Annotated in this window: 18 protein-coding genes; 9 read left to right on the forward strand and 9 right to left on the reverse strand. The window is 61.2% G+C overall.

The window, feature by feature from the left end; all coding sequences use genetic code 11:
* The first annotated feature begins 3 nt into the window (after nt 1-3).
* Genes ABEA23_RS12920 through ABEA23_RS12930 form a run of 3 tightly spaced genes read left to right on the forward strand, consistent with a single transcriptional unit; the run spans nt 4 to nt 4,428 of the window.
* On the forward strand, nt 4-1,626 hold the full coding sequence (locus tag ABEA23_RS12920) for an ABC transporter permease subunit (protein ID WP_345478416.1): 1,623 nt from the start codon (nt 4-6) through the stop codon (nt 1,624-1,626).
* Nucleotide 1,627: 1 nt separating this feature from the next.
* A complete protein-coding gene (locus tag ABEA23_RS12925; RefSeq protein WP_345478417.1) occupies nt 1,628-2,509 on the forward strand; it encodes a sugar ABC transporter permease in 882 nt (293 codons plus the stop codon).
* Nucleotides 2,506-4,428, forward strand: a complete 1,923-nt coding sequence (locus ABEA23_RS12930) for a glycoside hydrolase family 13 protein (RefSeq protein WP_345478418.1) — start codon at nt 2,506-2,508, stop codon at nt 4,426-4,428. Before ABEA23_RS12925 ends, ABEA23_RS12930 begins: the two co-directional genes overlap by 4 nt.
* Nucleotides 4,429-4,465: 37 nt before the next feature.
* On the opposite strand, the gene ABEA23_RS12935 is transcribed toward ABEA23_RS12930, so the two are convergent.
* Nucleotides 4,466-4,855, reverse strand: a complete 390-nt coding sequence (locus ABEA23_RS12935; RefSeq protein WP_260073280.1) for a DUF779 domain-containing protein — start codon at nt 4,853-4,855, stop codon at nt 4,466-4,468.
* Between the two features lie 86 nt (nt 4,856-4,941).
* A complete protein-coding gene (gene exaC / locus ABEA23_RS12940) occupies nt 4,942-6,465 on the reverse strand; it encodes an acetaldehyde dehydrogenase ExaC (RefSeq protein ID WP_345478419.1) in 1,524 nt (507 codons plus the stop codon).
* Between the two features lie 159 nt (nt 6,466-6,624).
* Here exaC and ABEA23_RS12945 point away from each other — a divergent pair, with 159 nt between their 5' ends.
* The 3 genes from ABEA23_RS12945 (at nt 6,625) to ABEA23_RS12955 (ending at nt 8,577) form a co-directional block, all read left to right on the forward strand.
* A complete protein-coding gene (locus ABEA23_RS12945; RefSeq protein WP_345478420.1) occupies nt 6,625-6,864 on the forward strand; it encodes a hypothetical protein in 240 nt (79 codons plus the stop codon).
* A gap of 249 nt (nt 6,865-7,113) precedes the next feature.
* A complete protein-coding gene (locus ABEA23_RS12950) occupies nt 7,114-7,815 on the forward strand; it encodes a hypothetical protein (RefSeq protein ID WP_345478421.1) in 702 nt (233 codons plus the stop codon).
* A gap of 63 nt (nt 7,816-7,878) precedes the next feature.
* The gene (locus tag ABEA23_RS12955) at nt 7,879-8,577 is read left to right on the forward strand and encodes an IMPACT family protein (RefSeq protein ID WP_345478422.1); all 699 of its coding nucleotides are present in this window, start codon (nt 7,879-7,881) and stop codon (nt 8,575-8,577) included.
* Here ABEA23_RS12955 and ABEA23_RS12960 read toward each other — a convergent pair.
* From ABEA23_RS12960 to ABEA23_RS12975, 4 genes are all read right to left on the reverse strand, one after another.
* The gene (locus ABEA23_RS12960) at nt 8,574-10,151 is read right to left on the reverse strand and encodes a DUF6297 family protein (protein WP_345478423.1); all 1,578 of its coding nucleotides are present in this window, start codon (nt 10,149-10,151) and stop codon (nt 8,574-8,576) included. The genes ABEA23_RS12955 and ABEA23_RS12960 overlap by 4 nt on opposite strands.
* 80 nt (nt 10,152-10,231) lie before the next feature.
* Nucleotides 10,232-10,873, reverse strand: a complete 642-nt coding sequence (locus ABEA23_RS12965; protein WP_345478424.1) for an ABC transporter ATP-binding protein — start codon at nt 10,871-10,873, stop codon at nt 10,232-10,234.
* Complete coding sequence (locus ABEA23_RS12970; protein WP_260073081.1) at nt 10,870-11,814, reverse strand: heme o synthase; 945 nt, start codon at nt 11,812-11,814, stop codon at nt 10,870-10,872. The genes ABEA23_RS12965 and ABEA23_RS12970 overlap by 4 nt, the downstream gene beginning before the upstream one ends.
* A 119-nt stretch (nt 11,815-11,933) precedes the next feature.
* The gene (locus tag ABEA23_RS12975) at nt 11,934-14,009 is read right to left on the reverse strand and encodes a DNA gyrase/topoisomerase IV subunit B (protein WP_345478425.1); all 2,076 of its coding nucleotides are present in this window, start codon (nt 14,007-14,009) and stop codon (nt 11,934-11,936) included.
* 224 nt (nt 14,010-14,233) lie between these two features.
* Between ABEA23_RS12975 and ABEA23_RS12980 the strand changes: the two genes are divergently transcribed.
* Nucleotides 14,234-14,443 carry a DUF7455 domain-containing protein gene (locus ABEA23_RS12980; RefSeq protein WP_044494801.1) on the forward strand — a complete coding sequence of 70 codons (210 nt, stop codon included), beginning with the start codon at nt 14,234-14,236 and terminating at the stop codon, nt 14,441-14,443.
* Between the two features lie 98 nt (nt 14,444-14,541).
* Here ABEA23_RS12980 and ABEA23_RS12985 read toward each other — a convergent pair whose 3' ends face one another.
* The 3 genes from ABEA23_RS12985 to ABEA23_RS12995 form a co-directional block, all read right to left on the reverse strand.
* Entirely contained in the window at nt 14,542-15,888 is a 1,347-nt protein-coding gene (locus ABEA23_RS12985; protein WP_425577220.1) for an RNA polymerase sigma factor, read from the reverse strand.
* Nucleotides 15,889-16,079: 191 nt separating this feature from the next.
* On the reverse strand, nt 16,080-17,381 hold the full coding sequence (locus tag ABEA23_RS12990) for a DUF4192 family protein (protein ID WP_345478427.1): 1,302 nt from the start codon (nt 17,379-17,381) through the stop codon (nt 16,080-16,082).
* A 123-nt stretch (nt 17,382-17,504) separates the two neighbouring features.
* On the reverse strand, nt 17,505-18,602 hold the full coding sequence (locus tag ABEA23_RS12995; RefSeq protein WP_345478428.1) for a PAC2 family protein: 1,098 nt from the start codon (nt 18,600-18,602) through the stop codon (nt 17,505-17,507).
* A gap of 104 nt (nt 18,603-18,706) precedes the next feature.
* Between ABEA23_RS12995 and ABEA23_RS13000 the strand changes: the two genes are divergently transcribed.
* Both ABEA23_RS13000 and lpdA read left to right on the forward strand, forming a co-directional pair.
* Nucleotides 18,707-20,260 (forward strand): leucyl aminopeptidase, encoded by a 1,554-nt coding sequence (locus tag ABEA23_RS13000; RefSeq protein WP_345478429.1) that lies wholly within the window; start codon nt 18,707-18,709, stop codon nt 20,258-20,260.
* 71 nt (nt 20,261-20,331) lie between these two features.
* Nucleotides 20,332-21,699, forward strand: coding sequence for a dihydrolipoyl dehydrogenase (gene lpdA, locus ABEA23_RS13005; RefSeq protein WP_345478681.1), 1,368 nt, complete (start codon nt 20,332-20,334; stop codon nt 21,697-21,699).
* The last annotated feature ends 26 nt before the right edge of the window (nt 21,700-21,725 follow it).

Consider the following 21,725-nt stretch of genomic DNA (forward strand, 5'->3'; position numbering starts at 1 on the left):
GCCATGACTGAACCGACCACCACCTCGGGCCCCCGTCCGCCGACAGCAAGCCGGAAAGACCGACGACGACGCCAGGCCGACCGCATTGTCGACGGCACCACAGGCTGGAAGCTGATGCTCTTGAAGATCATCGTGCTGAGCATCCTGTGCGCTACAGCGGTCTATGCCGCCCTGGTGCTGTTCATCAATGATCGCTGGCTCATCGGGTCCCTGGTGGTGGTCGGCGCTGCAGCGCTGACCTGGATATATCTGCAGCGTGGAGCGCTTCCTGCGAAGTATCTGGCACCAGGTCTGGTGTTTCTGCTGATCTTCCAGATCTTTGTCGTTCTCTACTCCGGATATGTGGCCTTCACCAACTACGGAACCGGTCATAACAGCACTAAGGATCATGCGGTCCAGGCAATTATGCTGCAGACACAGGACCGGGTACCTGACTCCCCCACCTATCCCTTGGCAGTGACCGATTACGACGGCGAGATCTACTTCGCCATCATCAATGACAACGGTGAGGTTCTCATCGGTGCTGAAGAACAGCCCCTGGAACCGGCGGAGGGGGCCGTCGTCGACAATGGCACTATCACCGCGATTGAAGGACATCACGTCCTCAGCTTCGCTGACCTGCTGAACCGCCAGCAGGAGATCACCAACTTGGCCGTACCGCTGGAGGAGGACCTCAACGCCGGCTACCTCCGCACCCAGGATGGCCAGCGCGCCTACCTCTATACCTCCCGCTACGTGTATGACGAGAACGCCGATACGCTCACCAACTCCGAGACCGGTACCGTGTACCGAGATACCGGAGAAGGCGCTTTCATTGCAGACGACGGCGAGAAGCTAATGCCGGGGTGGAGGGTCAACGTAGGCTTCGACAACTTCCTGCGCGCCGTGACAGAAGACTCCATCCGTGGACCGCTCATCTACGTCACGCTCTGGACCTTCGCCTTCGCTCTGCTGTCCGTAGCGACGACTTTCATCCTGGGTCTGTTTCTGGCGATCGTCTTCAATGACCGAAAAATGGTGTCCCGTAAGTATTACCGGCTGGTGATGATCCTCCCCTACGCCTTCCCGGGGTTTCTTTCTGCCCTGGTATGGGCGGGCATGATGAACCAGGAGTTCGGATTCATCAATAACGTCCTTTTCGGCGGAGCAGCAATTCCCTGGTTGACCGATCCGTGGCTTGCCAAACTCAGCATTCTGATAGTGAATCTCTGGTTGGGCTTCCCGTATATGTTCTTGGTCTGCACCGGTGCCCTGCAATCGATCCCCGATGAACTCACCGAGGCGGCCCAGATGGACGGCGCCAAGCCGTTCCAGGCCTTCCGGATGATCAAACTTCCTCTGCTGCTGACAGCTATCGCTCCGCTGCTGATCTCCTCCTTCGCCTTCAACTTCAACAACTTCAACCTGATCTACATGCTCACCGGCGGCGGTCCGCGCGACGTCAGCGCAGGTGTCAATGTGGGGTCCACCGACATCCTGATCTCGATGGTCTACAAGGTCGCTTTCGTCGGTGCGCGGGCGGACTACGGCCTCGCCAGCGCATTCTCCATTCTGATCTTCATCATTGTGGGAACTATCTCGGTAATGGCGTTCCGCAAGACCAAGGCCCTTGAGGAGCTGAACTGATATGGCAGAGACGCTCACCCATCATCGGCGTCCATTCCGCCGCTGGTTCCGGGAAACCGGATGGAGGCATGTTGTCGGGGCGGCCGTGGTGCTGTTCTCCGTGTTCCCGCTGATCTACGTGCTCTCAGCGTCGCTGAACCCAGCCGGTACGCTCATCACCGCGAACAGACTCTTCACGACGGTGAGCCTGGACAGCTACATCGACTTGTTCAACCGACCGCAGCAGCCCTATGCCGCCTGGTTTCTTAATACCCTGGTCATCGGCCTCAGCGCCTCAGCCGGATCTGTGCTGCTGGGAGCGCTGGCGGCTTACGCCTTCTCCCGGATGCGTTTCACCGGACGCCGCGTCGGACTGATCACTCTGGTGCTGGTGCAGATGTTTCCCCAGCTGCTGGCGATGGTCGCGATCTTCCTGCTGATGCTCGGTATCGGCGAGATCTTCCCAGCCATCGGCCTCAACAGCCAGGCAGGGCTGGTCATGGTCTACCTGGGCGGTGCTCTGGGTGTGAACACCTATCTGATGTATGGGTTCTTCAATACAGTCCCGCAGTCCATCGATGAAGCAGCGCGGATCGACGGCGCCGGCCACGCCCGCATCTTCTTCACCATCATCCTGCCACTGGTCTCCCCCATTCTCGCGGTGGTCGCGCTGCTGTCCCTGGTGGGTACCCTCAGCGAGTTCGTCATCGCCTCGGTACTGCTGCGTGACCCGCAGAAACAGACTCTTGCGGTGGGCCTCTACCAGTTCATCTCCCAGGAAACCTCGCAGAACTGGTCGGTCTTTGCAGCCGGTGCTGTTCTCGCGGCCATCATTCCGGTAGCGCTGTTCCTGCTGCTTCAGCGCTATATCGTCTCCGGCCTCGTGGCAGGAAGTGTGAAATGACCCCTCAGCCGTTGCCCCATCACGATGGTTCACCGCTCCACGTCTCCACTGCGCATCCAACGCTGGGTGAAACCGTTACCCTGCGCCTACGTGTGCCGCAGAAGTACCCGAAGTTACGGAACGTCATGGTCAGGTCCAATCCCGATCATGAGCCGCACTGGGATACTGCCACCGACCTAGGTACCCTCAACGGCTGGCGTTGGTGGAAGGCGCAGGTCAAGGTGGCCAACCTGCGCCACGGCTACCGGTGGCTGCTGATACACGATGAAGACACGCTTGGAGGTTCGGCCCCAACTATTGAATGGCTGAATCAGTCCGGTATTCACTCCGGCGAAGTGCTCGATGCCGAGGACTTCGCGCTGCTGGCCTATCCGGCACCGCCGCTCTGGCTTTATGACGGGGTGATGTATCAGATCTTTCCGGACAGATTCGCCCGTTCTGCTGGTGCCGCCTCACGGGAGATCCCGGACTGGGCGGAGCCAGCTGATTGGGCTGATCCGGTCAACCCGGTGATGCCCTCCCGGGTATGTCAGTTCTACGGAGGTGACCTCGACGGCGTCGTCGAGCACCTTGATCACCTCCAGCAGCTGGGTATCAACATTCTCTACCTGACCCCGTTCTTCCCGGGTGCGTCCAATCACCGTTATGACGCGTCGAGCTTTGAACAGGTGGATCCGCTGCTCGGCGGCGAGGAGGCGCTGATCAGGCTGACCGATGCAGCTCACCAGCGAGGCATGAAGGTGATCGGAGACCTCACCACCAATCATTCCGGTGATCGCCATGAGTGGTTCCAGCGAGCACTTGCGGAGCCAGACTCAGATGAGCGCGGCTTCTACTATTTCACCGACGACGGCGACTACGAGACTTGGCTGGGAACGGCCAGCTTGCCGAAGTTTGACTGGTCCTCGCAGAAGCTGCGCAGGGCTTTCATTGAAGGTCCCGATTCAGTAGTGGCTAAGTGGCTGAAGCCGCCGTTCAACCTGGACGGCTGGCGGATCGATGTGGCCAACATGACCGGTCGCCTTCGTGATGTAGACCTCAACGCCGCCGTCAGGCAGATCCTGCGTCGCACCATGGAGGAGGTCAATCCGGACTCCATCCTCTTGGCTGAGTCCACCAATGATGCCGCCAGCGACCTCACCGGGGATGCTTGGCACGGAGCTATGACCTATCCCTCCTTCACCCGACCGCTGTGGGCTTGGCTGGCAGAGCCCACAGGTCAGTCCTATACCACCGCCCAGGGCAGTCAGGAAACCGAGCCATGGTTCTTCGGACAACCTCTCGGCGGCATTCCCCGTGGAAACGCCCACTCCTTCCGCGAGGCTGTGGAGCGGTTCAACGCAGCGATCCCCTGGCGGATTCGACTGGGCAATATGCATCCGCTGGACACTCACGACACCGCCCGATTCGCCACCCACGCCACCGGTGAGCGGGTAACGGTGGCAGTGGGACTCCAGCACTCGCTGCCGGGCCTGCCGACCCTCTTCGCGGGTGACGAATTCGGACTCACCGGCGAAGACGGCGAGATCAGCCGCACACCTATCCCTTGGTCCTCGAGCCACCAGCCAGAGGTTGCCGAGCGACTTCGTCTCTACCGGGAGTTCATAGGGCTGCGCCATCGGCACCCGGTACTCTCTACCGGTGCGATGCGGTGGCTTTTCAGCGATGCGGACACGATTATCTTTATCCGTGAATCCGAGCAGGAGTCCTTGCTGGTCTTCGCATCCACCTCACCGGAAGAGCAGACCACAAGCCTGCCGGTAGACCTGGTGTGTTCAAGTCCGCTGAACCCAGCTATCGGTGTGCAGAAGCTCTACGGCGCAGTGGAATTCCGCGTCGAGGATGACCACCTCCTGCTGCGTAGCGGTGGAGTCCGGTTCGGCATGTGGCAGCTGCCCGGGGTGAAAGTTCCCCGGTAAAGATGACTGCAGTCCCCGGAGCGTTGTGGGTACACCATCAGCCGCTGCGCACTGGTTCCAGCGACTGAGTCTCCTCGTCAGTGAAAAGCCGCGAACGGATGATGAACCGATGTCCGGTAGGCCCTTCGATGCTGAAACCAGCACCTCGTCCTACCGTCACGTCGATGGTGATATGCGTATGGGACCAGTACTCGAACTGTGCTCTGGAGATCCACACCGGCACAGGCTCGGGGGTGCCCGGGGTGAGCTCACCGAGCAGAACATCTGCAGACCCGGTCAGGAATGTTCCTTGGGTGTAGCACATGGGGGCCGAGCCATCGCAGCATCCTCCGGACTGGTGGAACATCAGCGGCTTACCGTGCTCTTGGCGCAAGCTGCGCAGAAGCGCAGCGGCTTCCTCCGTGATCGATACTCGCTCGGCCCCCATGACTTCCCTCCATTCGAATCGGTGATTTCAGACCTGTGACTTCAGTCCACCAGGGGTGGCCCGACTAAGTCATCGGGCCACCCCTTCTAGAAGAAACCGAGCTTGTCCTCTGAGTAGCTGACAAGCAGATTCTTGGTCTGCTGGTAATGGGAGAGCATCATCAAGTGGTTCTCTCGTCCAACACCAGACTGTTTGTATCCGCCGAACGCTGCGTGGGCGGGATACTGGTGGTAGCAGTTGGTCCAGACTCGTCCGGCCTGGATATCCCGGCCGGCGCGGTAGGCAGTATTCGCATCGCGGGACCACACACCGGCACCCAGACCATAGAGGGTGTCATTGGCAGTGGAGATCGCGTCGTCGTATTCGGAGAACTCTGTCACCGAGACCACCGGACCAAAAATCTCCTCCTGGAAGACCCGCATGGAATTGCTGCCGCGGAAGATCGTGGGTTCTACATAGAAACCCTCCGCCAAATCCCCGTCCAGTTCCGCGCGGGCGCCGCCGGTCAGCACCTGCGCCCCTTCAGCCTTTCCGATATCGATATAGCTGAGAATCTTCTCCAGCTGGTCGTTGCTCGCCTGTGCGCCGACCATGGTGTCGGTATCCAGCGGATTACCCTGCTTCACAGCCTTAGTGCGCTCGACTGCATCACCGAGGAACTGGTCATAGATACTCGACTGGATCAGCGCACGTGATGGGCAGGTGCACACCTCACCCTGATTCAGGGCGAACATGGTGAAGCCTTCGAGGGCCTTGTCATAGTAGGCGTCGTTCTCCCGGGCGACATCTTCAAAGAAGATATTCGGGCTCTTGCCTCCAAGCTCAAGGGTGACCGGGATGAGGTTCTGCGAGGCGTACTGCATGATGAGTCGCCCCGTGGTGGTCTCGCCGGTAAAGGCGATCTTGCGAATCCTGGGACTCGACGCCAGCGGGGCCCCTGCTTCGACTCCGAAGCCGTTGACCACGTTGACAACTCCGGGAGGAATGATGTCTGCCAGCAGTTCCATCAGCAGCAGAATCGACGCTGGTGTCTGCTCTGCTGGTTTGAGCACGACGGCGTTCCCAGCGGCCAATGCCGGGGCCAGCTTCCAGGTCGCCATCAGCAGCGGGAAGTTCCACGGGATGATCTGACCCACCACGCCAAGTGGCTCATGGAAGTGATAGGCCACCGTACTGGCGTCGATCTCGCTGATACCGCCCTCCTGAGCACGAATGACTCCGGCAAAGTAGCGGTAATGGTCAACGGCCAGGGGCAGGTCAGCGGCCAAGGTCTCGCGAACTGGTTTGCCGTTCTCCCAGGTTTCGGCCACTGCAAGGGCCTCGAGATTTTCCTCGATGCGATCTGCGATCCGGTTCAACACGACGGATCGATCTGCTACGGAGGTCTTCCCCCACGCGGGCGCGGCCTGATGCGCTGCGTCTAAAGCCAACTCGATGTCCTCGGCGGTAGAACGCGGCACCTCGGTGAAGGTTTTGCCAGTGACTGGACTCGGGTTCTCAAAGTACTGGCCCTTCACTGGCGCGACCCATTCGCCGCCGATGAAGTTCTCGTACCGGGACTTATAGCTGACCACGCTGGTGTCGGTCCCAGGTTGCGCATAGACAGTCATGGTGACTCCTTCGTCAAGGTTGCATTCCACCAGGCGTGATGTGCATCACGCCTTGGCCGAAAACTACTCCTGTGAAGGTTGCATCACCGTTGCATAGTCTGCGAGCCGCGTCCAACGTAGACTGTGAGCCACACCACATATCTGTGGGTGAGGAGGGTAATGAAGGCCGTTCCGGATGAACCGCGCACATGGCACTCGCTGTCCCCTGTGCTGCGCGAGTCCTGGTACAGGTCATCACAATTTCTCCACAACCCCGACACGGCAATGGCTCCTGTGGAGCTCGACGATGAGACCCTGAACGCCTACCGCCGAGAACATCCATTGCAGCAGGTACTGCCTATTTTTCAGAAGCTTCTCGTTCAGCCAGCGGCACAGGCTGGACTGCTGGTGGCTATTTGAGATGCTCAGGGGCGCCTGCTCTGGGTAGACGGTGACCGGCAAGCACTGCGACAGGCCGAGAACTCTTCTTTCCGACCCGGTGCCACCTGGTCGGAGCAAGCTATCGGCACCTCCGCCCCAGGCCTGGCACTGGCCACCGGATGCGGTGCCCAGGTTCACCAGGATGAGCACTTCGCCTACTCTGCCCACCAGTTCTCCTGCTCGGCGGCGCCCATCCGGAACCCTCATACCGGCGTGCTCCTAGGGGTGGTGGATCTGACCGGAGATGAGAAGGCGGTGGCCACCCATTCTCTGCCGCTGATTCAGGCGGCTATTTCAGCTGCCGAAGCGGAGTTGAAGGTCTTGCCAGCGGTATCCGGATTGCCCCAGCTCATCACCTTGGGGACCTTTCGGCCCCAGCTCGGTGGCGCGGTGGCACGAGAATGCCTGAGTTTGCGGCACGCTGAAATTCTCACCCTGCTTTCCTGGGATATGGCCAGTACGGGGAGAGGGTACGGCGCCCAGGAGCTTGCCGAACTGGTTTACGGTGAGTCTGGCCATCAGGTAGCGATGCGTGCCGAGATGGTCCGACTGCGCAAACAGCTGCGCAGCTCACCTGCAGCTGCAGGCGTAGATGTGGCGTCGAAACCGTATCGCTTGACTTCGGCGATTGATCACGACGCTGTCGCAGTACTGACCGCTCTCACCGCTGGAGATCGCATGGCCGCTCTAGACCTCTACGGCGGCAGCCTATTGCCTGCCTCCGAGGCCCCGGGGATCCTCTCGATTCGTCATCACCTTGCCGCAGCGCTGCGCGAGTCGCTGCTCGCCGATGGGAGTGCCGAAGAGCTCTTCCGCTATCTCCAGCTGCCCGAAGCCATAGAGGACGAGGAAGCCGCATACACGGCACTGCGTGTGATGCCGACTGAGTCTCCACTGAGGGCGGCTCTCGTCGCTCGGATGCAGGCCTGAATCATGAATGATCGTGGCTTCTCGGTCCAGATAACGTCAAGGCAGCACCTAGACTCGTAGCTGATGGATTCCCCCTCGACCGCCGCTTCTGCCTACACCGTGCTCGCCAGTGATACTGAGATCATCACCGAGATCGACCGCAAGAAGTCGCGCTTCTTGACTGTCATGCGCCGGGCAGAATCCTCAGATCGCGCGCACCAGCTGGTCGATGACCTCCGGCGCACACACCCTACGGCTCGGCACCACTGCAGTGCCTGGGTCATCGGCGCTGACCGCCGCATTCAGCGTGCCAACGACGACGGTGAGCCCTCCGGCACAGCAGGCGCTCCCATGCTCGAAGCCCTGGTGAAGGCCAGCATGCCCTCCGGGCGGGAAGACCTCAGCGACGTCGTCGTGGTGGTGGTGCGCTGGTTTGGCGACACACTGCTGGGGGCTGGAGGGCTGGTCAGTGCCTACTCGGATTCGGTAATCGCCGCCCTGGACAGCGCGGGGGCCTCCGGGGCTTTCCGGCGGCACCAACGCTTACGCCATTACAGTCTGCTCGCCCCGATTGCTGAAGCAGGACGATGGGAGAACGAACTGCGCAGCACAGGTGTCTCCGTGCTCAATACTGATTATGGCAAGATCCCTGGCAATGCGGCGCTGACTCTTGCGATTCCCGATGAGATGGACCAGGCGAATCAACTGGCGGCTAAGACCGCCGCCGTCAGCTCGGGTACTGCATCCCTGGAGGAACTCGGCACCGCCTGGGTAGACCTCTAGTACGACGACTCGGGCGGGGCAGTCTGCCTGTGTTGCCAATGCCGCAGAGGACTGGCCGCAAAGAAGCGCTGACCCGTGCGTATCCATCCCCACAGCGCCGTGCCCATGACAATCACCAGCATTGTGAGCGCGAGACTCGGCAGCTTCCAGGGAAGCACGATCAGAGCCAGCGTCCCGGCGACGGTGATGATGATTCCATCTCCGAGCCACGCCAGGATCTTTACGGCAGAGAGGTCTACTCCTCCTGGGATCACTGTCGGTGCTAAGAACTCCACCGGGATATCCCGGTTGCGCATGGTTTGGAAGAACCGTGCGGTCAGGGCTAGCAGGCTCACGGCTGCCACCCAGAGGGCGCCGCTGAGAAGCTCGCGGTGAAATGCGCCCGCCAGGACCACGCCGATACCACTGAGCAGACCAGTCCCTAGCAGCGGCCAAAGCAGGCGTCGTCCCAGCGCGTCACGGGCGCTCCAGCCGTAAAGGGAAGCGGCATCGAACTCGTTCTTCAACGTGCGCCACCCTTCGGTGAGGCTGCCCGTGCCGAAGAACACCAGAAGTGCACCGGCAAGTCCAGCCGGTACCGTGAGAATCAGCCGGCTCTCATCGAAGCCGTAGCCCACGGCCGTCGCAGCAACGCTCAGAGCTGCGGCACCGACGGGGATGCATACTGCGGCAGCAATCAGAGATGCAGGTGAACGGATAGCGACGTGGATCTCTTGCCGCAGTCCGGAAAGTCCGGGCACGCCAGAGTGCACGGCAGCTCCGGGCCGATGACGTCGTGGGGGCTGTCGAAACAGCTGTACGGCGTCGTGAACGTTGCCTGTTGAGGTGAAAAGCCTGGCATCAGCCAGTCGACTGCTTTGGCCTATTACCCGCTGCTCAGGCAGTTCGCCCAGTGCCGCGGGGTGCAGAGCCAGCATGGCCAAAGCCACGCACAAGCTCAGCGCCAGCGGCACAAGCCACCACCACGGTCCCTGTGACCAGAGCAGAGCGAACCACCCCGCCGGATGCAGCATGATGAACAGCTCTTGGACGAATCCCGCGGCTGCTAGTAGTACTGCAGCGGCGCTGAGCGCCGCCGTACTCGCTACGGTGACTCGCTGACCCAAGAAAGCCAACAGCGCAAGAATCGCCCCACCCGATAGTGCGGCCGCACACATCAGGAAGAAACGCTCCCAGCCCCATAATCCGGCGGTAGTCAGGGCGAAGAAGCCGACGGCACCGCAGGCTGCTGTCACCGCGGCGACCAAGGCCACTGAGCCAGCCGTTGGGGCAAACAAGATCCGGCGGCGGTCAATGGGTGAACTCAAGAGAGTCTGCGCCAAGAACGGCGGCATATAGGCAGGCCCCTGCACCCGGCCCGCCCACAACGCTGTCACACCGAGCGCAGTGCACAAGCTGGCAACCCAGGGGCGAGTATCTGCAGAGCTGATTCGCCGGGCAAACTCCGGGTCCAGATAGTCGCCGATGACATAGGCCACCGGGATCACAAAGAAGCCGGTGACAAATCCGATGAGATACAGAACAAACCAGCGGTCACCGGCGGTCGGAGCACCCTGTCGACGTCGGTAGTGCACCTTCGCCGCATGTAGGACTTCCCTACTAGTCGCCCTCCCAGCCGAGTGCACCTGGGCAGTGGCCTGATTCTCGGTCCGGATCAAGACCCTGCGTCCCGCACCAGATGGATACGGTGGGTGTTCCGGTCAATGATCTCCTGACGGTGCGTGGCCGTGATGATCAGTGCACCGCGATCCACATGTTGGTCCAGCACATCTAGTAAGGCGACGACGCGCTCGGCATCTAGGTGACGCTCTGGTTCATCCAACAGCAGCACCTCGAATGGGCGACTGAGTGTCAGCGCGAGGGCGAAGAGCTGCAGCTGCCCGGAAGACAGTTCATAGGGGAACCGGTCCCCCAGATGCGGGATAGTCAGCCGCGCCAGGCACTGCTCAGCGCCGAAGCGGGCCTCGTCGTCGTCATCTCCCCAGGAAAGCCGGACCAGCATCAGCTGCTCGTTCAGCGTCATATCTCGCGCCATCGGCGGAGTGTCAATGAGGGACGCCACCGCGGCACGAAACGCTGGGTCGAACTCGTAGGCGGTGAGGTTACCGATCAGACATTGGCCCGAACTGGGCAGCTGCCTGCCGGCCAGCGTCTTCAACAGGGTGGTTTTCCCTGCCCCGTTGGGTCCAGTCAGGGCTATCAGCCCCGGGGCCTGCAGGGTGAAGGAGGTCTCAGGCAGCAGCACCGACTCGCCCGCAGCGACTTCGAGCTTCTCGGCCTGAACCTGCAGGGTCACAGCAGCGGCGAGCCGATAAAGGGATCGAGGAACAGACCGATGAACAGCAGGGTGAGGTACAGGATGGACAGGTGGAAGACCTTCATGGCCTTCTTATCGGTCAGCGTCTCGTTCTGCGCCTTGTTGTACAGGACATGGCACTCCCAGATAAACCAGCCACCTGCTGCCAGTGCCACCGCGGTATAGGTGATCCCGGCCCAGCCCAAGGGAACCAGCAGCAGCGAACACATCACGGTGGCCCAGGCGTAGAGCACTACCTGTACGCCCACGGTCTTTGCGCTTGCCACGGCACCAAGCATCGGCACCGAAGCGGTTTGATAGTCCGTGCGGTATTTCATGGACAGTGGCCAGTAATGGGGCGGGGTCCACAGGAAAATAATGACGAACAGCACCAGGGCCGGCCATTCCAGTGTCTCGCGGACCGCAGCCCAAGCGATGACCACCGGGAAGCATCCGGCAATGCCGCCCCAGATGATGTTCTGCTCAGTGCGGCGCTTGAGAATCAGGGTGTAGACGACGACGTAGAAGAACATCGCCGCCGCGCCCAGCGCAGCTGCCAACGGGTTCGCACCGAACCAGAGCACCACCAATGCCGCCACACCCAGCAGGGAGGCGAAAACCAGGGCCTCCCGCGGGGTGAGTTCGCCGGTGACCAGCGGCCTCTTCTTGGTTCGGTTCATCAACTTGTCCATATCGCGATCGATATAGCAGTTGAAGGCACCTGCGGATCCGGCAGCCATGGCGCCGCCGAGCATAGTGGCGATGGTCAGCCAGAAGTTGGGAAAGCCGCGCTCGGCGAAGACCATGGTGGGGAATGTGGTGACCAGCAACAGTTCGATGACACGCGGCTTCGTCAAAGACCAATAGGCTGCCGCTTTGCGCCGCCATCCCAGACGCGGACGGGCATCACGGTCAGCGGGCACACGAGAGTGCGTGGTCAGTTCGGTCACCGGTCCAGTGTAGCGGGGATAACGCGTCCGACGACGGCTGGCTCGCCTATCTGCGCAAATATTTCTACAAACGGTAGAAATTGGGCAGCGAGACGACGTCGACCTCGCGCTCAGGCATCGATCATGTCCCGGTCCAATGCCCGGGCTCCTTCGATGATGAAGTCCTTGCGCGGGGCCACCACTGAGCCCATCAGCAGATCAAAAACTCGCTCCGCCGCCTCAGCATCTTCCACACGAATCCGGCGCAATGATCGATGCTGGGGATCCATGGTGGTCTCCGAGAGCTGGTCAGCGTCCATCTCACCCAGACCCTTATAGCGCTGGATGGGTTCCTTGTAATTCAACCCTTCGGCTTCCAGGGAGCGCAGCAGTTTATTCAGCTCGGCTTCGGAATAGGTGTAGCGCACTTCATTGGCTTTACGTCCCGGGTGGATGACTTCGACTCGATGCAAAGGCGGGACGGCAGCGAAGACACGGCCAGCTTCGATCATTGGACGCATATACCGGAAGAACAGAGTCAGCAGCAGGGTCCGGATATGTGCACCATCAACATCGGCGTCGGTCATCAGCACGACCTTCCCGTAACGGGCTGCCTCCAGATCAAAACTCCGCCCGGTGCCGGCGCCGATGACCTGAATCAACGCGGCGCATTCGGTATTCGAGAGCATGTCCGAGACCGAGGCCTTCTGAACGTTGAGGATCTTTCCACGGATAGGCAACAGCGCCTGGTAATCCGAAGATCGTGCGAGTTTTGCGGTACCCAGCGCGGAGTCGCCCTCCACAATGAACAGCTCGGAGGACTCGACCTCCTTGGCCCGGCACTCCACCAGTTTCGCTGGCATCGTGGAGTTCTCCAGAGCGTTCTTCCGGCGCTGGGTCTCCTTATGCATGCGCGCAGAAATCCGCGACTTCATTTCAGCCACAACCTTCTCCAGCAGAGCTGTGGCTTCCTGCTTCTCAGCGCGCTTGGACGAGGTCAGACGCGCTTCGAGCTCCTTAGCAACCACCTTGGAGACAATCTGCCGGGCAGCCGGGGTACCGAGAATCTCCTTGGTCTGGCCCTCGAACTGCGGCTCGGCGATGCGCACGGTGATGACGGCGGTGAGACCGGCCAGGACATCGTCCTTCTCCAGCTTGTCATTGCCCACCTTGAGTCGGCGCGCATTGGATTCCACCACTTTGCGGAAGGTCTTCAGAAGCGCCTGTTCGAAACCGGTGAGGTGGGTGCCGCCCTTTGGGGTAGCGATGATGTTGACGAAACTACGCACAGTGGTGTCATAGCCGATCCCCCAACGCAGGGCGATGTTGACTTCACAGTCCCGTTCTACATCTTCCATATGGCTGCGACCGTTCTCGCCGATGACCGGTACGCGTTCGGTGAATTTGCCGTGGCCCTGGATGCGCCAGGTATCGGTGACCGCGGTGTCGGGGGTCAGGTGCTCAACGAACTCGCTGATGCCGCCGTCGTACTGGAATACCTCTTCGGTGGGTTCACCCCCGCGCTCATCCCGGATGGTGATGCGCAGGCCTGGTACAAGAAACGCAGTCTGCCGAGCACGGTTGGCAATTTCTTCATCGTCGAAGGCCGCGTCGGTGGTGAAGATGTGGCGGTCCGCCCAGTACCGAATCGTTGTACCGGTGACCCCGCGTTTGGCCTTGCCGGGAATCTGCAGCGGAGAGCCGGCCTCAGCGGCGGTGAAGCTGTCTTCGGGGCCCGAGCCGGCGAAGATTCCGGGCTCGCCACGGCGGAAGGACAGCTGGTGGACTTTTCCGCCGCGCGTGACTTTGGCGTCCAGCCGTGCAGAGAGCGCATTGACCACCGATGCGCCGACACCATGCAGGCCGCCGACAGCGTTGTATGAGCCGCCGCCGAACTTACCGCCGGCATGAAGCTTGGTGAAGACCACCTCCAGGCCCGAGAGTCCGGTGCGCGGTTCGATATCTACGGGAATTCCGCGGCCGTCGTCGGAGACTTCCACGGAGCCGTCACGATGCAGCGTGATCCCGATACTGGAGGCGTAGCCGGCCAGTGCTTCATCAACAGAGTTGTCGATGATCTCCCAGAGGCAGTGCATGAGCCCCCGGGAGTCCGTGGAGCCGATGTACATGCCAGGTCTTTTGCGAACAGCTTCCAGACCTTCGAGCACTGATAGGTGCCGGGCACTGTACTCATCGCGCTGAGCCACGCAGCCTCCATAGGTGTTTGTTTGTGATGGACAGAATCTGACATTGAGCCTACGACGGCGCAGGGCTGGTTTAGCGCAGAAGCGCCGCTTGGCAAGGCTGCTGGGCGCCTGCCTGGTACGCGGTGAGCGAAAGCAGACGGCACACCCGGGGTATTTCAGAATGTTTTAAGGGGGTTCGTGGTTGTATGGGACGCACACTTCACGTGATTAAGGAGGCGAAGAGCATGACCAGCACTACTGGGACCCTCGAAGCACAAACCCCGACGCTGACCGCCCTGGACCGCTGTGACCGTTGCGGCGCACAGGCTTATGTCCGCGCAGAGCTCGCCTCCGGCGGCGTACTGCTCTTCTGCAACCACCACGGCCGTGAGGTGGAGCCCACGCTGCGCCCTAAGACCGTCGCGTGGGTTGATGAGTCCTCCCGGATCAGCTGATACCGGCTAAGCGTCTGTGATAGACGAAGCCCCCGGCCTCAACGAGGTCGGGGGCTTCGTCTATCCCGTGGCGGGGTCTCCCCGGCCGCGGGACCAACTCAGTCGAGGTAGTCGCGCAGCACCTGGGACCGGCTGGGGTGACGCAGTTTGGACATTGTCTTGGACTCGATCTGACGGATGCGTTCGCGAGTTACTCCGTAGACCTTGCCGATCTCGTCCAGCGTCTTCGGCTGGCCGTCGGTGAGGCCGAATCGCATGGCCACTACCCCAGCCTCGCGCTCTGCGAGGGTGTCCAGGACTGAGTGCAGCTGCTCCTGAAGCAGAGTGAAGCTCACAGCATCAGAAGGCACTACGGCTTCGGAGTCCTCGATCAGGTCGCCGAATTCGCTATCGCCGTCTTCACCAAGTGGGGTGTGCAGCGAGATAGGTTCACGGCCGTACTTCTGGACTTCCACGACCTTCTCCGGGGTCATGTCCAGCTCCTGGGCCAGCTCTTCCGGAGTGGGTTCGCGACCAAGATCCTGCAGCATCTGACGCTGCACGCGAGCGAGCTTATTGATGACCTCCACCATGTGCACCGGAATGCGGATGGTGCGGGCCTGATCGGCCATGGCCCGGGTAATGGCCTGGCGGATCCACCAAGTGGCGTAAGTGGAGAACTTGAAGCCCTTGGTGTAATCGAACTTCTCCACCGCGCGGATGAGTCCGAGGTTGCCTTCCTGGATCAGGTCCAGGAACAGCATGCCGCGGCCGGTATAGCGCTTGGCCAGCGAGACCACCAGGCGGAGGTTGGCCTCCAGCAGGTGGTTCTTGGCCTTCTTGCCGTCGGCGACAATAAGCTCGAGATCGCGCTTGAGGCGCCGGTCGGTGATCTCGTCGGTGGCGAGTTTGTGTTCGGCGAACAGGCCTGCTTCGATCCGCAGGGCCAGATCAACTTCCTGCTCAGCGTTCAGCAGGGCAACTTTGCCAATCTGCTTCAGGTAGTCCTTGACGGGATCGGCAGTTGCACCGGCGGAGACGACCTGGACGGCCGGGGCGTCATCGTCGTCGGCGTTGGAGATCACAAAGCCGCGTCCGGAGCTGGACTCGTCCTCCTCGTTCTCCCCCGATTTGGACTTCATGAGCTCTTCGGCGTCCTCGCCCTCGTTCTCTGCCTTAGCGACGGCGTTCTCGAGTGCCTCAGTGGGCAGCTCTTCGGCATCTGCGTCGGCCAGAATCTCATCAACCGCATCGGTGGCCTTCTTTCGGCCGCCGGTCTTCTTAGCTGCGGTCTTGGCAGGGGCCTTCTTGGCGGTGCTCGACTTTTTGGCAGTAGACGCAGATGTCGTGCTCTTCTTTGTCGAGGCCGCCCGGGACCGAGTAGTGGTCTTCTTGGCAGCTGACTTCTTCTCCGCCTCAGCGGCGGAAGTCTCTTCTGTGGACTTCGACGCAGTAGTGGGCACGATGACCTTCCGATTCGATACTTGGGCACCTCCCTCTCCAGGAGGCGGCGTGCAGACAGGAGGCCAACACGCCTATGACCCTGTCAAGTCCCAGCGGGAGAGAGTTCTCCGGCAAGGCTGCAGGGTCTGATGCGTGTGATAACACTACTGATCTTGTGCCCATTCCCGAAATGCGGAGGTTTTTTCGGCGCGCCTTAGCTGGTGCTCAACCTCCAGCTGTGGCTCTGGCGCTTCACCCGTGCCCAAGGACACACGCCGAAAGCCTCCGAAAATCTTGCCAGCAGCCCAGCCAGAGTGCTGTCGGGAAACTCGGCCAGTACCGCTTGTATGAACACTGCAGAGATGGAACCTCGTCCACGGGCCCATTCAATCCACGCTTTGACGTTCAGCACAGATTCGCGCTCCATACCTCGGGCGTATGCCAGAAGCTCACGCAGTATCCGGTCCAGCGCGTCAATGCGTTCCCAATTGGGGGCGTAGTCGGTTGCCCCCGCCCAGCAGGCGGCATAGTCATTCAACATCTGCTCGGCCAGCTCCGGGGCGGACTCACCCGGCAGACTCTCACTCAGCAACGTCAGCTGCTCGTGGTCGCTGAGCTCGTCAAAGTCCTCCCGACCGAAGGTGGTGTTCCCCAGCATCATGTCTTCGAATCTCATGCCCGCCAGAGCCGCATGGAAGCCCAGAGCTGAGAGGGGGATCAATGCGTCCCTGCCCCGTTTGCGGCGCAACGTGGCCAGTAGGGCACCGGTGTGCTCAGTGTCCTGATGTAACCATCTGAGGTCCTGGGTCCACTGGACTCTGCGCAGCGTCTCATCCCACAGGGCTGCAAGCGATTGTGCAGCCAGTGATACCTCACTGCAGTCAGCTAGCTGCTGTACCAGATGCATGTCCTTTTCAGAGGGCGGATGCGCTGGTCGCAGATACTCCGCCAGCGCTTGGCGGGGCTGTGGGGCGGACACGCGCGAACTCTGCAGTTCCGGATGCGCCTGCAACGCTGCCGCCAACTGCTCCTCTGCAGGCATGCCGGGGAACGGACAGCAATTGGGGTCCTGGCAGCCCAGGGCTCGAACTCTGCGTTGAGGACCCGGGGGTCCCCCAATATGCCAGACCCGGCTGAGAACCGTCGCGTGATCTTCCCAGAAGGCCGTGGCCAGAGCAAGCAGCAGCTCGGCGTAGGCGTTCTGGGTTTCAGGTGATGGCAGCTCGGGACAGAAGAGCAGTGCCATCACCGCATCAGGTGCAGGTTCGGCCTGAGGGCCTGCGAGCCAGTCGGCGTACTGGGCAGCCCTGGACTGAGGCGCATGCATTGTGGCACTCAGATCAACACGCAGGTGCCCTCCGGTTCGACCATCCATGATGCCGATCAGAACTAGCGAATCTTCAGGCAATTCACCGAAGCAGCTGTGCACTAGGGCGAGCGCGTCTCCGGCGGTGCCCAGATTGAAATGGTCATTCGGTGAAGAGCCATGGGGTGTGAGCTCCGATGAGGTATCCATGGCCCCAGCCTGTGCTGACTGAAGAGCTGGCAGCAGCAGTCGATGAGCCTGCTGTGAAGATGCCGGCGTGGACGTGCCTACTCGGCGTACTTGGGGAAAACCCCATCCCAGGGACAGTCGCCCTCAGTCCTCGTTGTGTCCCGGGCCCTCCGCGGAGTCATCGTCATCGGTGGCGGCGTCCTCATCATCGACCCCAGGATCTGCCTGATCAGGGACGCGGGTGCCGAAGATCACGTCACCTGGCTGGGTGCGCAAATAGGCCTCCACCGCGGCACCGAGTTCTTCTGCATCTGGGACGACGTCGTCCTCCTTCACCAGCAGGGAGCGCTGCTGAGGCGTGGAGTACTCATCAAAGTTCACCTCCAGCTGCTGCACCAGGGCTGCAATCTGGGGATTCTGTCCCACTTGGCGCGTGATGTCGGCGTCCACCATCCGCGCAGCTTCGCGTAGCTCGTCAGTGGGCAGCATCAGCTCACCGGCGGCACCGGCGTATTCCAACGCAGCCACCGCCACCTGCGGATATTTACCGCTGGCCAAGTAATGCGGAACGTGGAGGGTATAGCCCACGACGTCGCGCCCTGCGGCGTCCACACGCATCTCCAGCATTTGTGCCAACCCAGCTTCGATCTGCGCCGCAGGAGACCAGGTGGAGATCCCCTCGATGAGGTCCTGACGGTTTCCGTGGGCAGTGACACCGATAGGACGGGTATGCGGAGTGGGCAGACCAAGAGCATCCACCAGAACCACCAGCTGCACTCCGAGATGCTCGATAAGCTCCAGCACCGTATTGGCCACACGTTCCCACTGGTAATCGGGTTCATCGCCGGTAAGCAGCAGGAATGGCCGCCCCAGGGCATCCTTCACCTCGAAGAGATCAAGCTGGGGGCCCTGGTAGTCGGAGAAGCGGTTATCGCTGAAAGTGACCTGCGGACGCCGAGAGCGGTAATCAAAAAGCTCGTCGACGTCGAAGCTGGCGATGCGCTTATGCGGCAGCGAACCCAGCAGGGCATCGGAAAGCTGTTCGCTCAGCGTCCCAGCGTCGGTATGACCAGCCCAGGAGACCAGCAGTGTCCGGTGATCACCATCTCCGCCTGGAGCAAGCGGCACCAAAGCGGTGCTGTGGTCAACAGCAGCGGCGTCGTGCTCCTCACCATGTGCCGAGCTGCGGGTGTGGACATCCTCATCAGCATGCACGTGAAGCAGGTCAAAAGCATCGGTCACCGGGGGTGTCTCCTCTCGAAGGAAATGGCTGGGCTGGCATATCTGAACTCAACAGCATTCCATCTATCCCCATTCCCGCTCCGAATGTGGATAGGATCGGTTCTGTGATCAACGACTTTAAGCCCACAGTGTCCGCCGTGTCCTCTGCCGTCGAGAAGGTCGATGCCGATGCCTTGGTGCTCGGCGTGGCCAAGGGCCCCGAAGGCCCGATCCTGCTCCCCAATCCGCTGGCTGACAAAGCCGCACGAGGAGTGGCCGATTCTTTGCAGGCTCTTGGTGCCAGTGGCACCGCTGACCAGCTGCTTCGTCTGCCTGGTGTGGACGGCTTCAAGTCTGAGACGCTGGTACTCATCGGCGTCGGTCCGCTGACCGGTGAGCCCGATGGCGGCGTCTCCCTGGAGGCCCTGCGCCGTGCTGCAGGTGCTGCTATCCGCCAGCTCTCTTCTGCTGACTCGGTAGCACTGGCCCTTCCGGCCGCCACAGTGGACCAGGTCACCGCCGTCGCTGAAGGTGCCGCTCTCGGTGCCTACAGCTTCCCGCACTTTAAGAGCAGCGAAGAGGCCCGCAACAAGACCCCGGTGGCACACATCGCCGTGCTGACCGAGCTGAAGGACAAGCACACCAAACCTGCGCTGGAACGTGCCGCAGTGGTCGCCGATGCAGTACGTGCAGTGCGCGATCTGGTGAACACTCCGCCCAGCCACCTCTACCCCGAGTCCTTCGCTGAGATCGTCAAGACCCAGAGCAAGACCTCCAAGCTGAAGGTAAAGGTCTGGGATGAGAAGGATCTCGAGAAAGACGGTTTCGGAGGCCTGCTCGGCGTAGGCTCCGGGTCTTCCCGCAAGCCTCGCCTGGTGCGCGTCGAGCACTCCCCGGCTAAGCCCATCGCGCATATCGCGCTTGTGGGTAAGGGAATTACCTTCGACTCCGGCGGACTCTCCCTGAAGCCCGCCACCGCCATGGTGACCATGAAACTGGATATGGCTGGCGCTGCCACGGCCTACGCAGTGGTGCGTGCCGCAGCTGAGCTGAATCTGCCGGTGAAGGTCACCAGCTGGCTCTGCTTGGCCGAGAACATGCCGTCGGATACCGCTCAGCGTCCCGAGGATGTCATCACCATCTACGGCGGCAAGACCGTGGAGGTGCTCAACACCGACGCCGAGGGCCGACTGGTCATGGCTGACGGGCTGGTGGCTGCCTCTGAGGAACACCCCGATGCGATTATCGATATCGCCACTCTTACTGGTGCCCAGATGATCGCCTTGGGCGTGCGCACTGTCGGCGTCATGGGTAATGAAGATCTCCGCGACGATCTGGTCGAGGCCTCCCAGGATGCCGGTGAATCCCACTGGGCTATGCCCATCCCTGAGGAGGCACGCAGCGGCTTCGACTCCGAGGTGGCGGATCTGACCAACACCGGAGACCGTTTCGGTGGCATGCTCAACGCTGCAGCTTTCCTGCGCGAGTTCGTTGGCGACCGTGCTGATGCCGATCCGAAAGCACTCGATGCCGAGGCCAAACGGATTCCCTGGGCACATATCGACCTGGCCGGTCCTGCCTTCAACGACAAGGCACCCTTCGGCTACACCCCCAAGGGCGGTACTGGCGTCAGCGTGCGCACCCTGCTGACCTACCTCGAAGGCGTTCGTCGGGCGTAGTTGGCTAAGCGCCCCGCTGATAGTCTGATGAGCAAGAACAACTGAAAACGTCTCACCCCAAGGAGCAATTGATCGTGGCCGAAGAATTTGACGTCCTGGTCCTCGGCGGAGGCAGCGCTGGCTATGCCGCAGCACTGCGTTCCGTCCAGCATGGCTTCACCGTTGGTCTGGTCGAAAAGGCCAAGCTCGGCGGCACTTGCCTGCATTGGGGATGTATCCCCACCAAGGCCTACCTGCACGCAGCCGAGCTGGCTGATGATGCCAAGGAGTCCGAGAAGTACGGCGTCGACGTCGATTTCAAGGGCGTGAACCTTGCCAAGGTCAAGGAGTACAAGGACGGCATCGTTGCCGGCAAGCACAAGGGCCTGACCGGTCTGCTGAAGATGCGCAAGGTCCAGGTCATTGAAGGCGAAGGCAAGCTAGTCTCCCAGAACGAGATCGAGGTGGATGGCACCCGGTACAAGGGCAAGAACATCGTCCTGGCCACCGGTTCGACCTCCAAGACCTTCGGCCTGCCGATCAGCGACAAGATCATCACCTCCACTGAAGCACTGGAGATGGACCGGACTCCGAAGTCCGCCATCGTCCTCGGCGGCGGTGTTATTGGTTGTGAGTTCGCCTCGGCATGGACCTCCTACGGCACCGAGGTCACCATCATCGAGGGCCTGCCCAACCTCGTTCCGAACGAGGACCCCTCGATCATCAAGAACCTGGAGCGCTCCTTCAAGAAGCGCGGCATCAAGTTCAACACCGGGACGTTCTTCAAGGAGGTCGAAGAGACCGCCGACGGCGTGAAAGTCACCCTTGAGGACGGCAAGGTCTTTGAAGCCGAGATCTGCCTGGTCGCAGTGGGCCGCGGCCCGGTGACCGAGGGCTTCGGCTTCGAGGACCAGGGCATCACCCTGGACCGGGGCTTTGTCATTACCAATGAGCGGCTCCACACCGGCGTGGGCAACATCTACGCCATCGGTGACATCGTGCCCGGACTGCAGCTGGCCCACCGCGGCTACCAGCAGGGCATCTTCGTCGCTGAGGAGATCGCAGGCAACAACCCGGTGATCGTCGAGGATATCAATATCCCGAAGGTCACCTTCTGCGAGCCGGAGATCATGTCGGTCGGCTACACCCAGCCGAAGGCGGAAGAGAAGTTCGGCAAGGAGAACATCGAGGTCACCGAGTACAACCTCGCTGGCAACGGTAAGTCCTCCATCCTGGGCACCGGCGGAATCATCAAGATGGTCGGCGTCAAGGGAGGCCCGATCGTGGGCGTCCACGGCATCGGCACCCGCATCAGTGAGCAGATCGGTGAAGCCCAGCTCATCGTCAACTGGGAGGCCTACCCCGAAGACGTGGCCACCCTCGTCCATGCCCACCCCACCCAGAACGAAGCACTGGGCGAAGCCGCGATGGCCCTGTTCGGTCATCCTCTGCACGGCTGAACCTCTGCGAGCTGACCTAGACCTGA

The sequence above is a fragment of the Nesterenkonia rhizosphaerae genome (genome assembly GCF_039544555.1).
GTDB lineage: Bacteria > Actinomycetota > Actinomycetes > Actinomycetales > Micrococcaceae > Nesterenkonia > Nesterenkonia rhizosphaerae.

Bases quoted from the DNA above. Each gene is read 5' to 3' on its own strand.
- ABEA23_RS12930 (WP_345478418.1), top strand. From the start codon at position 2,506: ATGACCCCTCAGCCGTTGCCCCATCACGATGGTTCACCGCTCCACGTC.
- ABEA23_RS12925 (WP_345478417.1), top strand. From the start codon at position 1,628: ATGGCAGAGACGCTCACCCATCATCGGCGTCCATTCCGCCGCTGGTTC.
- exaC (WP_345478419.1), bottom strand. From the start codon at position 6,465: ATGACTGTCTATGCGCAACCTGGGACCGACACCAGCGTGGTCAGCTAT.
- ABEA23_RS12955 (WP_345478422.1), top strand. From the start codon at position 7,879: ATGGATTCCCCCTCGACCGCCGCTTCTGCCTACACCGTGCTCGCCAGT.
- ABEA23_RS12920 (WP_345478416.1), top strand. From the start codon at position 4: ATGACTGAACCGACCACCACCTCGGGCCCCCGTCCGCCGACAGCAAGC.
- ABEA23_RS12990 (WP_345478427.1), bottom strand. From the start codon at position 17,381: ATGGATACCTCATCGGAGCTCACACCCCATGGCTCTTCACCGAATGAC.
- ABEA23_RS12945 (WP_345478420.1), top strand. From the start codon at position 6,625: ATGAAGGCCGTTCCGGATGAACCGCGCACATGGCACTCGCTGTCCCCT.
- ABEA23_RS12980 (WP_044494801.1), top strand. From the start codon at position 14,234: ATGACCAGCACTACTGGGACCCTCGAAGCACAAACCCCGACGCTGACC.
- ABEA23_RS12935 (WP_260073280.1), bottom strand. From the start codon at position 4,855: ATGGGGGCCGAGCGAGTATCGATCACGGAGGAAGCCGCTGCGCTTCTG.